Below are 12,175 nucleotides of genomic sequence, written 5' to 3' on the forward strand. Positions count from 1 at the left end.
TTCCCCCGCCATATGAGTTACCGACGCGTATCCAAGAATTCACCAACCTTTAACTCTTGCCATTTTCCCTGCGAATTGCGCTTTTATTCACAAGAGCCTCCGAGAAACGCCCGTGCCGTAACCGCGCGGCAACCCTTTGTTCACCCACCGCCGGAACACTGCACTGCTGGTTGTGTACATCACGTTTTCCACGGCAAAGGAGATCTCACACCATGACGTTGCCACAGCAACTCCCCGGCCCCAATGCAGACTTTTGGGATTGGCAGCTTCACGGCGCCTGCCGAGGCGAAGCCTCGGAAATCTTCTACCACCCCGAGGGTGAGCGGGGCCGCGCCCGCACGCAGCGTGAGAATCGAGCGAAGGCTATTTGCTTCAACTGCCCGGTGCTTACCCAGTGCCGCGAGCATGCCCTGCGCGTGGCCGAGCCCTATGGCATCTGGGGCGGCATGAGTGAATCTGAGCGCTCCACTGCCCTGCGCCGCGGCCTTGGCAGCGTGAAGTACGTCGCCGCCGTCAAGTAAGCGCACGACCGAAGAATCACGCCAAAAGAAAAACAGTGCCCTACCGAAGTGGGGCACTGTTTTAGCGTATCGACGACACCCTAGTGGGCGTGTGCGTGACCTTCCTCGCCTTCTTCGGCCGGCTTGGTCACCACGGATACCTCCGTGGTCAGCACCATGCGAGCCACGGATGCGGCGTTGACCACAGCGTTGTGGGTCACCTTCACCGGGTCGATGATGCCCTGGTCGATGAGGTTGCCGTACTCGAGCGTGGCGGCGTTGAAGCCCTCGCCGTTGTTCATCTCGGCAACCTTGGACACGACGACAGCGCCGTCGAGGCCCGCGTTGTCAGCGATCCAGAATGCCGGCTTGGACAGTGCACGTGCCACTGCCAGCACACCGGTCTTCTGCTCGCCTTCGAAGCCTTCAGCAAACTCCTCAAGCTGCTTGGCAATCTGCACCAGTGCGGAGCCGCCGCCGGCGATGATGCCTTCCTCTGCTGCCGCGCGGGCAGCGTTGATGGCGTCCTCGACGCGGAGCTTGCGCTCGTTCTGTTCGGTCTCGGTCGCTGCACCGACGCGCAGCACCGCGACACCACCGGAAAGCTTGGCCAAGCGCTCCTCGGCCTTTTCCTTGTCCCAGGTGGAATCCGTGGTTTCGATCTCGCGGCGGATCTGCTCGCGGCGCTCCTCGACAGCCTCTGCCGTGCCGGCACCGTCGACGATGACCGTGTCGTCCTTCGTCGTGGTTACGCGGCGTGCGGAGCCAAGGTGGTCCAGGGTGGCGTCCTTGAGGTTGATGCCAACCTCTGGGTCGATGACGGTCGCGTCGGTGACAACAGCAAGGTCATCCATGAACGCCTTGCGGCGCTCGCCGAAGTACGGCGACTTCACAGCAACGACCTTGATCACCTTGCGGATCGCGTTGACAACGAGCGCCTGCAGCGCCTCGCCTTCGATGTCCTCGGCCACGACGAACAGCGGCACCGACTCCGATGCAACCTGCTCAAGCAGCGGGAGGAAATCCGGCAGAGAGGAGATCTTGCCGCGTACGAGCAGCACGCGGGCGTCCTCAAGCACGGCCTGGCCGGCATCCGGATCGGTCATGAAGTACGGGGAGAGGAAGCCCTTGTCAAAGGAAATACCCTCAGTCAGATCCACGTAGGAATCGATGGACTGAGACTCCTCGACGGTAAGCACACCGTCCTTGCCCACCTTCTCCATGGCACCTGCGACCATCTCACCAACCTCAGGGTCGCGAGAGGACACGGTGGCCACGTTGGCGATCTCAGCAGACGACTTCACGTCGGTCGCGCGAGCCTTGAGCTCCTCGACGACCTTGTCGGCTGCCGCCTTGATGCCCTTATTCAGCTCGATCGGGTTCGCACCAGCAGCCACGTTGCGCAGCCCTTCGGCGACGAGCGCCTGGGCGAGCAGCGTTGCGGTGGTGGTGCCGTCACCTGCAATGTCGTTGGTCTTGACTGCGACGGACTTCACCAGCTGCGCACCGAGGTTCTCAAACGGATCCTCAAGGTCAATGTCGCGGGCGATGGTCACGCCGTCGTTGGTGACGGTCGGGCCGCCCCAGGACTTTGCAAGCACAACGTTGCGGCCACGGGGACCGAGGGTGACCTTCACCGCGTCGGCGAGCGTGTTCACGCCGCGCTGGATGCCCTCGCGAGCTTCCTGATCAAATGCGATGAGTTTTGCCATAGCGTTTTACTTACTTCTCGACGACGGCCAGCAGGTCACGAGCGGACAGCAGGAGGAACTCCTCGCCGCCGTACTTCAGCTCGGTGCCGCCGTACTTGGAGAAGATAACCGTGTCGCCTTCCTTCACGTCCACGGTGATGCGGTTGCCGTTGTCGTCGAGACGACCCGGGCCAACTGCGATGACGACGGCTTCCTGCGGCTTTTCCGCAGCGGAATCCGGAATAACCAGGCCGGAGGCGGTGGTGGTTTCAGCCTCAGCGATCTGGACGAGGACCTTGTCCTCCAGCGGCTTGATGTTGACGTTTGCCATGATCAAAAACCTTTCATTGGTGAATGATTTAAGAGTTCAGGTCTCACGAGGCGCAGCCGTCGTCGCGGGTGAACAACTGTGCTTCACACAACCTGCTTTGGCACTCTACCCGTGAGAGTGCCAGCCAACAACACTGGTGGCGTTTAGCGGTTTTTCACCGCGTTACGCCACAGCTCGAACTCTTCGGGATTGTCGTTGCGGAAGTTTTCCACCGCACGGATCGCGTTGACAACCTCTTCGACCGTGCCTTCGCTGATGCTGCCGCCCCCGCGCGCCGCGAAGATCACTGGCCCGCAGATCGACCGGGTGGGATCCGTAAGAAACTCCGGGGTGTCCGTCTCTGCAGTGTTACGCGCAAGGGACGCAACAGGGTTCGGCTCCGCTCCGACAATTCCAGCGTCAACCCGGTAAATCGCGTGGAACCGGTTGCCGTCGCGGTCAAACGCCACTTCCACAACTCCATCGGTTCCGCCACCGAGCATCTCGCGCGCAGAGTCCTCATCGAACACGATGCGACGGTACGTCAGATCTGGGTTGACGAGCAGCCCGAAACGTTCGCGTTCGGCCTGCTCTTGGCTAAATTGCTCGGTGGTCACGGAGGATTTCCTTTCACGGGATACAGTTCAGGTGCTCAATGTAGCCCCTCCCTGGTGACCTCGCTCGGCGAGCGATTACACGAGCGGAACCTCTACCTCGAGCGACGTGTCCGTGCCTACGCCCAAATCAGACGGCGTGGCCCCTTCGTGGATGAGCTGACCCGCAAGCGCTGCGATCATCACACCGTTGTCGGTGCAGAGTTTGAACCGTGGCACACGCAGTTCGATGCCGTGGTCGTCGCAACGCTGCTGCGCGAGTTCACGCAGACGACTGTTGGCCGCCACACCCCCGCCGAGCAGCAGGGTGTTCGCGCCGGTGTCCTCGCAGGCCATGATCGCCTTGGCGGTAAGCACGTCGCAGACTGCCTCCTGGAAGGACGCGCACACGTCCTCCAGCGAGATCACGCGGCCCTCACGCTCGGCGGCCTCAACGTGGCGCGCGACCGCGGTCTTCAGCCCAGAAAACGAGAAGTTGTAACGGTGTTCGCCACGCAGATCCTCCGCACGCGACAGCGCCCGCGGAAAACGCACCGCATTCGGATCCCCCTGCGCAGCTAACTTGTCGACGACCGGGCCACCCGGGTAGCCCAACCCCAGAAGCCGGGCCACCTTGTCGTAGGCCTCACCAGCAGCGTCGTCGAGTGTGGTGCCGAGTTCCTTCATCGGCTTGCCCACCGCGTCAACCTCGAGCAGCTGCGTGTGCCCGCCAGAGACCAACAGCGCAATCGAGTGCGGCAAGCTTTCCCCCTCGAGGTTGGCCACAGCGACGTGGCCGCCAAGGTGGTTCACGCCGTAAAAGGGCACGCCCCAGGCGGCGGCGTATGCCTTCGCGGCGGAAGCGCCAACCAGCAGTGCACCCGCAAGACCGGGCCCGATCGTGGCTGCTACGGCATCTGGCTTGTCGATGCCAGCGTCCGCCAGCGCCTTTTCCATCACCTGCGGCATCGCCTCAAGGTGTGCACGGGAGGCGATCTCCGGCACCACACCACCAAAGCGGGCGTGCTGTTCCATCGAGGACGCGACGACGTCGGCAAGGATTTCCATCGTGCCGTCGTCATGAAGGTTGATGATGCCTACGCCAGTCTCGTCGCAGGAGGACTCGATACCGAGGACAATCATTGCTTACACCCTTTCGCTCTTGCGCGGGCGCGTCATGGTGTACGCGTCCATGCCGGAGGCCTGATAGTAGTTCTTCCGCACGCCGGCGGTGAAAAACTCGAAACGTTTATACAGCGCGATCGCGGGCTCGTTATCCACCCGCACCTCAAGATAGACCGGACCATCCATGAGGTCAGCGGTGTGCATCATCTGGTCCATCAACGCCCGGCCCAGGCCGCGGCCCTGCTGTTCGGGGTCCACCCCGATGGTGTGGATTTCAAACTCTGGGTCGTCGCGCGGGCCCAGCATTGCAAGCCCCGCGTAACCAAGCATCCGGTCTGCTTCAAACGCGCCGAGGTAAAACGTGTGGGGCGCAGCAATCTCTGAACGAAATGCTGCCTCCGACCACGGGTTATCCCCGGCGAACAGGACAGCCTCTATCGCTGCCGCCGCGGCCGCATCGCCGACTGTCAGTTCACGGAACTCCATCACGGCAGCGCGGGCGACTTCGGAGCTTGCTTCGGTGGCACCGCATCCGGCCGACGCAAATACAGCGGGACGAGAGGCTCCGGGGTGGCGCTCAGATCCGCCACGGCAACCAACCCAGCCGGGGTCGGCGCATGGTACGCAATAGTGCCTGCTACGACCGTGACCTGCTCTGCAAGGTTGTCGGGCACGCTCAGCACGTCCACCTGCTCCACTGGCAGATCCGCCGGCTTACATACCTCGGGGCCTGCAACACGGGCACCGTCGTTGTACCGGGCCCAGTACACCTCGCGGCGGCGGGCGTCGGTCACCACAAGCACATCGCCTTGGCGGTCTACCGCTACCGCATCGTGGGTGCATACCCCCTGCACCGGAATGCCAAGCGCCTGGCCAAGCGCAGAGGCGGTGGCCATCCCGACACGCAAACCGGTAAACGGGCCCGGCCCGCAACCGACAACGATGGCGTCGAGGTCGGCGAAGGTGAGCGAGGCTTCGTCGAGAAGCACCTGCACTGTCGGCACAAGCTGCTCGTTGTGCGCACGCGTAGCAACGGTTGCCTCAGCAAGCGTTTTCGCCGCCTCGGTATCCACGACACCTGCGACCAAATCCGTAGTCGCCGTGTCGAGGGCGAGCACCAGCATTACTGGCCCATCCCCAGAGCCCACTGGCCCTTCGTGTTGTAGAACGGCATTGCGGTGTTCAGCGGGAAAGTCTCCGACTGCGGAACAGTGCAGATGTCGACCTTCTTCAACTCAACCGGGTCGATCAGGGCAGTCTCACCCTCCGCTGGGATCAGCAGCACGTAACCCATCTCGCCGTTGAGGTCCACATCCTCATCCGTCAGCGCGAAGGCTTCCTTCTTCGCCTTCACCAGCTCCTCCGGCTCGCCTGGGCACAGCGTGGTGTACCCCATGTACTCGTTTGCGTCGTACACCCTGGACGGGTCAACGAGCTGCGCGGCAACCATGTCGCCGCCCGGACGAGTCTGCGCCAGCGCACGCGTCAGCGAGTTCGTCGGCTTCACCTCATCCACAGCGTTCGAGCCACGGGACTGCGGAATGAAGATGATCCCGATCAGGATCACCAACCACAGCACCGCCGCGAGAATGATCCAACCACGGGCTTTGCTACTCGTTTTCAGCATGGGTGTAAGCCTACATCCCCTCCACGACACGCCAGGAAACTATCCTGCCCTCAGTCTCCGCGAGAGTCTCCCGATCCAACTGCACGAGAATGTGGCGCGCCCCCAACTGCTCCATCAAACCGCCGCCCCATTCTGCGACCACCACGGCATCTTCCAACTCGGTATCCAGGTCGAGCGCATCAAGCTCACCCAGCGGATCGTCGCCGAGACGGTAGGCATCCACATGCACCAACGTGGGCCCGCCCACAGTGGAAGCGTGTTGGCGCGCGATGACAAACGTCGGGCTGGTCACGCGTCCCTTCACCTGCATGCCACGCGCAATACCTTGTGTGAACGTGGTCTTGCCGGCGCCGAGCGGGCCATCCAGGATCACTAGATCCCCCGCCTCAAGTGCTGCGCCGAGCTCCTCACCAAGCTGTTGCGTATCGACGACCCCCTCACACACCCGCTTTCCTTCACACGCAAACGTGTCCTTCACTTACTCCTCCCCTACATAGGTGCGAAGCGTTCGGCCCTCCGGCGCGCACACAACCTCATAGTTGATCGTGCCGGCGGCCTTAGCCAGATCAGTTGCGCTGCGACCACCCGCACCGAAGATGATTGCCTCGTCGCCTGCCTGGACGTTGTCCTCGTTTGCGCCGAGCCACACCACAATCTGGTCCATGCTCACACGCCCAACCTGGGTGTAGGTCTGGCCATTGATGGCGATCTCCAACGCACCCTGCCAGCTACGGTGCACGCCGTCTGCATAACCGGCCGGAATCACTGCGGTGTAGCCGTCCTCGGGTGCTTCCCAGGTGCGTGCGTAACTGGTTACTTCGCCCTGCTTCATCGGCTTAACCGCGATGACCTGTCCCACCCACGTCATCGCCGGTTTCAGGTCGTGGTCAAGCCCCGCCACTGGTTCGAGCCCGTACAGGCTCACGCCGGGGCGCACCATGTCAAAGTGCAAATCTTTGCGCGTCCAAGTCGCTGGCGAGTTCGCCATGTGGTTTCGCTCCACACGCAATCCGGCCGCACGCGCCGCCTCGATCGCCTTGCGGAAGTTCTCCGCCTGGAAATCCGTGTAGGGGTCGACCGGGTTGTCGGCGCACGCCAGGTGCGTCATCAAACCAGCAACCTCAATCTTGCCGGCCTGCTCCGCCTCAAACGCCATCTTGAACGCCGCTTCCCACTCCGGTTCGTCGATACCGGAGCGGTGCATGCCCGTATCCACCATGAGGTAGACGGTGCGGTGCGTGGGTTCGTCGATAAGCAACTGCAAATGGGCAACACTCGGCGCGCCAAGATCGATGCCCTCCGGCAACTCCTCGTGGATACTCCACAACCAGGCGAGCACAGGCTTCTGTGTGACCTCACGGACACGACGAGCCTCAGCCAACGTGGCCACGCCGAACGCATCTGCGCCATTGCGATCCATCACCGGAACGCACTTTTCGACGCCATGGTTATAGGCGTCCGCCTTCACCACACACATGAGTTTCGCCTCGTCTGCCTGCTCTTTCAGACGGCGAGTGTTGTGCGCAATCGCACCTAGATCAATCGTTGTACGGAGCGGAAACATACGCCCCATTGTGCACCACCTACAGCAGGTGCACGACACCCAGCACAGTCAGCATTACTGCCACAGCCCACGTCGCGGCTGCCGTCACCTGCTGCGGGTGGCTGCGCGCCCACGCAAACCCCCTGCCTGCGAGACTTTCAGGACGAGCGCGCACCAACCCGACCAGCAGCGCACACAGCGTTGGCAGCGACAACGCCACCGAGGCGTACAGCGGAATCGCCGCGTAACGCACCTGCGCGTCAATACCCGAGGCGGACAGCAGCGCAAGCCCGCCGAAAAACGGTCCCGAGGTTGCGGACTGCACCAGCCCCAAGACAAAACCCGTCAGCACCGTCAGCGGACCGGGCGTGTTCAGGTGCTGCATGATCTTCTGCGTCAGCGCCTGGTTGTCACCGCCACGCATGGCAAGCACCGCCGTCAGCAAACCCGTTGCGATCAGCAACACACCGAAGACAGGGCCGTTGACAAAACGTTCAACGGCGGAGCCCAACCCGTCGAAAATGACAAGCATCAGCAGCGCAAGCCCGGCCACCCCCAGCCAGTCACCGGCAATCAGCAACGATGTCGTCTTGGCGTAGCGGCCGTTTCCCCGTGGCACCGCAATACCTACTGCAACGATGACCCCGATGAGCAGAAGGTTCACCGAATCGACGAATGCGAGCTGTAACGCGCCGAGCATCCTGCCTCCTGAGTAACCCCGCCTGCAACGATGGACTCACCCTAGTCCAGACAAGGATGCAGTAGGATCGTCGGCGTGTCTGCGAAGCTAAAGAAACTCTCTGACCTGTCCAAGCGTGGCCCCCACCGCGTCCTTGAAGGCGACTTGGGCTACACGGGCCTGCCCGGCAAGGTGTACACCCCTGCCGAGGGTAAGAACCTGCCCGCTGTCGCGTTCGGCCACGACTGGACGAAAGACGTCGACGACTACCACGGCACACTGCGCCACCTGGCCAGCTGGGGCATCGCAGTCGCAGCACCCAACACTGAAACCGGGTTTAGACCAGATCACCGTGGCTTTGCTGCAGACCTGGAGACGAGCCTGCAGATCCTCGCCGGCGTGCGACTAGGCAACGGCAACATCTCTGTCTCCCCAGGCAAACTCGGCATCGTCGGCCACGGCATGGGTGGTGGCGCCGCAGTGCTTGCAGCGGTAGACAACCCGAAGGTGAAGGCTGTTGCGACGGTGTACCCGGCAAACGTCGCACCGTCCGCGGTGGAAGCAGCCCGTGCGCTCTTCGCCCCCGGCATGGTCATCGGCCCCGGCGAGGACGGCGATTCCTTGTTCGACCCGGGCAACCCCGCAAAGCTTGCCTACAACTGGGCAGGCGACGTGGTCTACCGCGCACCGAAGAAGGGCGATCAGCAGTCCTTCTCCGAAGACGGCATGATCAAGCGCATCCTCGGCCTGGGTAAGTCCGACCGCGCACTGCAAGAAACCGTGCGCGGCTTGCTCGTGGGCTACTTGCTTCACGTGCTAAACGACGAGAAGGCCTACGCCGGCTACGCGGAAGCCGACGCCGAAGGCTCTGGCGTGGTCTCCCTTTCTGGCGAGAAGCTCGCCAAGGCCGCGGGGCTGGCCCGCGACAACGCCGGTTTCTCCCTGTTCTAGGGCGGCGCGCTTCCGCGAGGTTCTCACTCAGGGGCTAGGCCTCTTCGCCCACGCCGGGCTGCTCCGGCGGAGTCCCCCGGGCCTGGCTTTGCAGCACCGCATGCACCTGCGCCCTTCTTGCGCGACGCGCCGCAGACACACGCGAGCGTTCCAAGGTGTAATCCCCACGCGGCGCGACCGGCTTCGGCCGTTCCATCGTCTCGCGCGCTCTGGCGTAGTGCTTCGCAGTTTGTTCCATCTTGTTCTGGTGCTCGCGCATCATGGCCTCAAAATCAGCCATGCGTTTTTGCGTCCTACGTTGGAACTGGAGCACAAACAACTCGTAATCCATTGGTTACCACTCCCCCGTTTTCTTCATTGCCCACGGATCCTGCCCGCCCTGAGCGCCTGATTGTGCCCCGTCTGCGCCACCTACGGAAGCAGCTGTTGTATCGACGTGCTGTGCCTTCTTCGGTGGTGGTGGCGGCTCTTGCACCTGCGACAGTTCTGGCGGTGGGGCGATAACCCCATCCTTAGTCGGTGTCGGTGCAGGTGCAGGCGGTGGTGGTGGCGGTGGCGCTGGTGCCGGTGCTGGAGCAGGTTTCGGTGCTGGTTTCGCCGGTGGTTCAGGCTCCGGCTTCGGTGCTTCCTCCGGCGGGCATTCCACCTCGCCCTGTGCCAGGTCGAGCTCAAGGCCCAGTTTCAGCCCCACATCGACCGAGATATTCACGCCGGCGGCCACAGTGCCGACCGAGGAGCTTGCAACCGTGTCGCATGGTTTCTCCACCGCAGGCTCTGGCTGGGTTTGCGCCGCCTCACCGGTGCACTCGGCAATGCTGTCGAGGCACTCCCGGATCACCCCATTTCGGTCCGTGGTCGTTGCTGTTGCACACCGCAGCGCTTCGATGATCACCTCGACGGCGATCTCCACAATCTGAGTGATCCCGCAACGCTGCGCGATTTCGAACACACGGCGCGCAGGTTCCAAGATCGCACGAATCGCCATATCAGCTGAGCGCACGATCGCTTCTATCGCCGAAGAGCACTCTCCGATACGCTGGCCTACCTGCTTGACGTGTTCAAAGTGGTCGGTCTCGCGGGCTTCATTTCGGCACTCCCGATCCCGGATGCCCACCTCTTCAAACCATCCGCTGTTATCTGCCGTGCACGTGCGCGCTGGCGTATCCGGACGCTCACAACTCAACGCCAATTGCAGGCCGATCTGTGCGAACACCGAAAGGTCGAGCCCGTTGATACAGGAGGACTCGGACATCAACTCACCGGCAAGGCCTCGCACGGCATTGCGCTGGTGTTCTGGCACCTCAGGTGCAACCTCGACCGCTTCGACGAGGGTGCGGACATCATCTTGCACTGTCGGCATCATGGCTGCTCCACCCCCTCAAGTACCTCGGCTGCGAGTGCATCGGCGGCCACGATGTCGTCGGTAAGCGCGAGCACCTGCTCCCAGTTCTCGCTACGGACCTCTAAAAACCGCTTCGACGCACTGTGAAGCGCTTCAAGTGCCTCAGCAACACGCTGGCCTTGCTCCGCGAAGCCATCGCCGAAAGCAGACGGGTCCACCGTGATGCGCCTCGCGTCGAGGTCGTGCGCCGCAGCACGGTACGCGTTAATCGCGGCACCGTACTGCGTTCGAACATTGTCAACGTCAACGTCGACAGCACTGACATGTCGTGTCATTTCCCACCCCTGAAAAGATTCCAGTCCAACTATTTCTACTTAGTTAGACTCCCCCAACGCCCCGGCGGTTCCCTGCCGGGGCAAAAAACTTCTTACTCAGAAGTTACACGGCTGCGACGACCGCCGCGAGCTGTCCGGCAACCTTTCGTGCCTGTTCTTCCTCAGCTGCTTCCACCATCACGCGGAACAGCTCCTCGGTACCCGACGGACGCAGCAAGACACGGCCGGTATCGCCCAGCTCCGCTTCGGCTTCGCGGATCGCGGCGGTAACGGATTCGTCGTCAAGAATGCGCGACTTGTCTGAGACCGGAACGTTGATCAGCGTCTGCGGCAGCACGGTCATCACACTCGCCAACTCAGCGAGCGACTTCCCGGTTTCAGCCATGCGTGCCATGAGCATCAGACCGGACAGCACGCCATCGCCGGTGGTCGCATGCTCCGGAACCACAATGTGGCCGGACTGCTCGCCACCCAAGGAGAAGTCGCCACGGTTGAGCTCTTCGAGGACATAACGGTCGCCCACTTTGGTCTCCCGCATCTCGATGCCCTCGCGCTTCATTGCCTGCTTCAGCCCCAGGTTGCTCATCACCGTGGCCACCAGCGTGTTGGAACGCAGCGAGTTGTTATCGCGCATCGCGGTTGCCAGTACAGCCATGATCTGGTCGCCGTCGACAACATTGCCCTCGGCGTCCACAGCCAAGCAACGATCCGCGTCACCATCGTGCGCCAAACCAAGGTCCGCGCCGTGCTCAACCACTGCGCGCTGAATCTGCTCCATATGCGTGGATCCTGCGCCGTCGTTGATGTTGTAGGCGTCGGGCTTGTTAAAGATCGCGGTCACGTCAGCTCCCGCTGCCGCATACGCCTTCGGGGCTACCTCGAACGCTGCACCGTTCGCGCAGTCCACCACAACCTTGATGCCCGACAGGTCGGTGCTCACCGCATCAGCCAGATGCGCCAGGTAGCGGCTCTGCGCATCTGGGGCCTCCTCGATCACACGGCCGATGCTGGTGCCGGTCGGACCGGTTTCCTCCAGCTCGTCCATGGCGCGCTCAATCTCGTCTTCAATATCGTCCGGCAGCTTGTGACCACCAGCGGAGAAGAACTTGATCCCGTTATCCGGCATCGGGTTGTGGGAGGCGGAAATCATTACACCGATGTCTGCGCCGTAGTCGTCCGTAAGAAACGCCAGGCCAGGCGTCGGAATCACACCGACACGCAGCACGTCCACGCCCTTCGACGCCATGCCGGCTGCCATCGCTGCCGCCAGCATCTCGCCGGAGACGCGCGGGTCGCGCCCAATGAGCGCTACTGGGCGACGCTTCCCGGAGCGACGATCCTTCGTCAGCACCGTTGCCGCAGCCGCGCCGAGCTTCAACGCCAACGGCGCCGTCAACGCCTCGTTGGCCAAGCCGCGAACACCATCAGTTCCAAACAATCGAGTCATGCCCACAATTATGCATGCTTGCTGCAATTGCT

Annotated in this window: 16 protein-coding genes; 2 read left to right on the forward strand and 14 right to left on the reverse strand. The window is 62.5% G+C overall.

The features are described from left to right. Nucleotides 1-212: 212 nt before the first annotated feature. Nucleotides 213-521: a WhiB family transcriptional regulator gene (locus HMPREF3171_RS01930; RefSeq protein ID WP_070422772.1), complete on the forward strand. Its 309-nt coding sequence runs from the start codon at nt 213-215 to the stop codon at nt 519-521. 80 nt (nt 522-601) lie between these two features. On the opposite strand, the gene groL is transcribed toward HMPREF3171_RS01930, so the two are convergent. The 10 genes from groL to HMPREF3171_RS01980 all read right to left on the reverse strand — a co-directional run bounded on the left by groL (nt 602) and on the right by HMPREF3171_RS01980 (nt 8,089). After that, entirely contained in the window at nt 602-2,212 is a 1,611-nt protein-coding gene (gene groL / locus HMPREF3171_RS01935) for a chaperonin GroEL (RefSeq protein ID WP_070422771.1), read from the reverse strand. A 10-nt stretch (nt 2,213-2,222) separates the two neighbouring features. Beyond that, nucleotides 2,223-2,522 carry a co-chaperone GroES gene (gene groES / locus HMPREF3171_RS01940; RefSeq protein WP_070450554.1) on the reverse strand — a complete coding sequence of 100 codons (300 nt, stop codon included), beginning with the start codon at nt 2,520-2,522 and terminating at the stop codon, nt 2,223-2,225. A 143-nt stretch (nt 2,523-2,665) separates the two neighbouring features. After that, entirely contained in the window at nt 2,666-3,118 is a 453-nt protein-coding gene (locus HMPREF3171_RS01945) for a hypothetical protein (RefSeq protein WP_070422769.1), read from the reverse strand. A 75-nt stretch (nt 3,119-3,193) separates the two neighbouring features. Next, entirely contained in the window at nt 3,194-4,237 is a 1,044-nt protein-coding gene (gene tsaD / locus HMPREF3171_RS01950) for a tRNA (adenosine(37)-N6)-threonylcarbamoyltransferase complex transferase subunit TsaD (RefSeq protein ID WP_070482470.1), read from the reverse strand. Nucleotides 4,238-4,240: 3 nt separating this feature from the next. Next, nucleotides 4,241-4,705 (reverse strand): ribosomal protein S18-alanine N-acetyltransferase, encoded by a 465-nt coding sequence (gene rimI, locus HMPREF3171_RS01955; protein WP_070482471.1) that lies wholly within the window; start codon nt 4,703-4,705, stop codon nt 4,241-4,243. Next, nucleotides 4,705-5,343: a tRNA (adenosine(37)-N6)-threonylcarbamoyltransferase complex dimerization subunit type 1 TsaB gene (gene tsaB / locus HMPREF3171_RS01960; protein WP_070482473.1), complete on the reverse strand. Its 639-nt coding sequence runs from the start codon at nt 5,341-5,343 to the stop codon at nt 4,705-4,707. The genes rimI and tsaB overlap by 1 nt, the downstream gene beginning before the upstream one ends. Beyond that, nucleotides 5,343-5,846 (reverse strand): hypothetical protein, encoded by a 504-nt coding sequence (locus tag HMPREF3171_RS01965; protein WP_070482475.1) that lies wholly within the window; start codon nt 5,844-5,846, stop codon nt 5,343-5,345. Before HMPREF3171_RS01965 ends, tsaB begins: the two co-directional genes overlap by 1 nt. A 10-nt stretch (nt 5,847-5,856) precedes the next feature. Beyond that, nucleotides 5,857-6,324, reverse strand: coding sequence for a tRNA (adenosine(37)-N6)-threonylcarbamoyltransferase complex ATPase subunit type 1 TsaE (gene tsaE / locus HMPREF3171_RS01970; RefSeq protein WP_083291911.1), 468 nt, complete (start codon nt 6,322-6,324; stop codon nt 5,857-5,859). Further along, the gene (alr, locus tag HMPREF3171_RS01975; RefSeq protein WP_070482566.1) at nt 6,325-7,410 is read right to left on the reverse strand and encodes an alanine racemase; all 1,086 of its coding nucleotides are present in this window, start codon (nt 7,408-7,410) and stop codon (nt 6,325-6,327) included. It lies immediately after the preceding gene. 19 nt (nt 7,411-7,429) lie between these two features. Then, nucleotides 7,430-8,089: a GAP family protein gene (locus HMPREF3171_RS01980; protein WP_070450563.1), complete on the reverse strand. Its 660-nt coding sequence runs from the start codon at nt 8,087-8,089 to the stop codon at nt 7,430-7,432. 75 nt (nt 8,090-8,164) lie between these two features. Here HMPREF3171_RS01980 and HMPREF3171_RS01985 point away from each other — a divergent pair, with 75 nt between their 5' ends. After that, nucleotides 8,165-9,019: a dienelactone hydrolase family protein gene (locus HMPREF3171_RS01985; RefSeq protein WP_070482476.1), complete on the forward strand. Its 855-nt coding sequence runs from the start codon at nt 8,165-8,167 to the stop codon at nt 9,017-9,019. Between the two features lie 34 nt (nt 9,020-9,053). Here HMPREF3171_RS01985 and HMPREF3171_RS01990 read toward each other — a convergent pair whose 3' ends face one another. The 4 genes from HMPREF3171_RS01990 to glmM all read right to left on the reverse strand — a co-directional run bounded on the left by HMPREF3171_RS01990 (nt 9,054) and on the right by glmM (nt 12,143). After that, nucleotides 9,054-9,299, reverse strand: a complete 246-nt coding sequence (locus HMPREF3171_RS01990; protein WP_141739346.1) for a hypothetical protein — start codon at nt 9,297-9,299, stop codon at nt 9,054-9,056. A gap of 54 nt (nt 9,300-9,353) precedes the next feature. Further along, on the reverse strand, nt 9,354-10,382 hold the full coding sequence (locus tag HMPREF3171_RS12420) for a hypothetical protein (RefSeq protein WP_070482478.1): 1,029 nt from the start codon (nt 10,380-10,382) through the stop codon (nt 9,354-9,356). Then, a complete protein-coding gene (locus HMPREF3171_RS02000) occupies nt 10,379-10,696 on the reverse strand; it encodes a hypothetical protein (RefSeq protein ID WP_070482479.1) in 318 nt (105 codons plus the stop codon). Before HMPREF3171_RS02000 ends, HMPREF3171_RS12420 begins: the two co-directional genes overlap by 4 nt. A 103-nt stretch (nt 10,697-10,799) precedes the next feature. Then, complete coding sequence (gene glmM, locus HMPREF3171_RS02005; protein ID WP_070482481.1) at nt 10,800-12,143, reverse strand: phosphoglucosamine mutase; 1,344 nt, start codon at nt 12,141-12,143, stop codon at nt 10,800-10,802. Nucleotides 12,144-12,175 lie beyond the last annotated feature (32 nt).

The sequence above is a fragment of the Corynebacterium sp. HMSC08F01 genome, from assembly GCF_001807545.1.
Taxonomy (GTDB): Bacteria; Actinomycetota; Actinomycetes; order Mycobacteriales; family Mycobacteriaceae; genus Corynebacterium; species Corynebacterium coyleae.

Bases quoted from the DNA above. Each gene is read 5' to 3' on its own strand.
- HMPREF3171_RS01930 (WP_070422772.1), top strand. From the start codon at position 213: ATGACGTTGCCACAGCAACTCCCCGGCCCCAATGCAGACTTTTGGGAT.
- groL (WP_070422771.1), bottom strand. From the start codon at position 2,212: ATGGCAAAACTCATCGCATTTGATCAGGAAGCTCGCGAGGGCATCCAG.
- groES (WP_070450554.1), bottom strand. From the start codon at position 2,522: ATGGCAAACGTCAACATCAAGCCGCTGGAGGACAAGGTCCTCGTCCAG.
- tsaD (WP_070482470.1), bottom strand. From the start codon at position 4,237: ATGATTGTCCTCGGTATCGAGTCCTCCTGCGACGAGACTGGCGTAGGC.
- rimI (WP_070482471.1), bottom strand. From the start codon at position 4,705: ATGGAGTTCCGTGAACTGACAGTCGGCGATGCGGCCGCGGCGGCAGCG.
- tsaB (WP_070482473.1), bottom strand. From the start codon at position 5,343: ATGCTGGTGCTCGCCCTCGACACGGCGACTACGGATTTGGTCGCAGGT.
- HMPREF3171_RS01965 (WP_070482475.1), bottom strand. From the start codon at position 5,846: ATGCTGAAAACGAGTAGCAAAGCCCGTGGTTGGATCATTCTCGCGGCG.
- alr (WP_070482566.1), bottom strand. From the start codon at position 7,410: ATGTTTCCGCTCCGTACAACGATTGATCTAGGTGCGATTGCGCACAAC.
- HMPREF3171_RS01980 (WP_070450563.1), bottom strand. From the start codon at position 8,089: ATGCTCGGCGCGTTACAGCTCGCATTCGTCGATTCGGTGAACCTTCTG.
- HMPREF3171_RS01990 (WP_141739346.1), bottom strand. From the start codon at position 9,299: ATGGCTGATTTTGAGGCCATGATGCGCGAGCACCAGAACAAGATGGAA.
- HMPREF3171_RS12420 (WP_070482478.1), bottom strand. From the start codon at position 10,382: ATGATGCCGACAGTGCAAGATGATGTCCGCACCCTCGTCGAAGCGGTC.
- HMPREF3171_RS02000 (WP_070482479.1), bottom strand. From the start codon at position 10,696: ATGACACGACATGTCAGTGCTGTCGACGTTGACGTTGACAATGTTCGA.
- glmM (WP_070482481.1), bottom strand. From the start codon at position 12,143: ATGACTCGATTGTTTGGAACTGATGGTGTTCGCGGCTTGGCCAACGAG.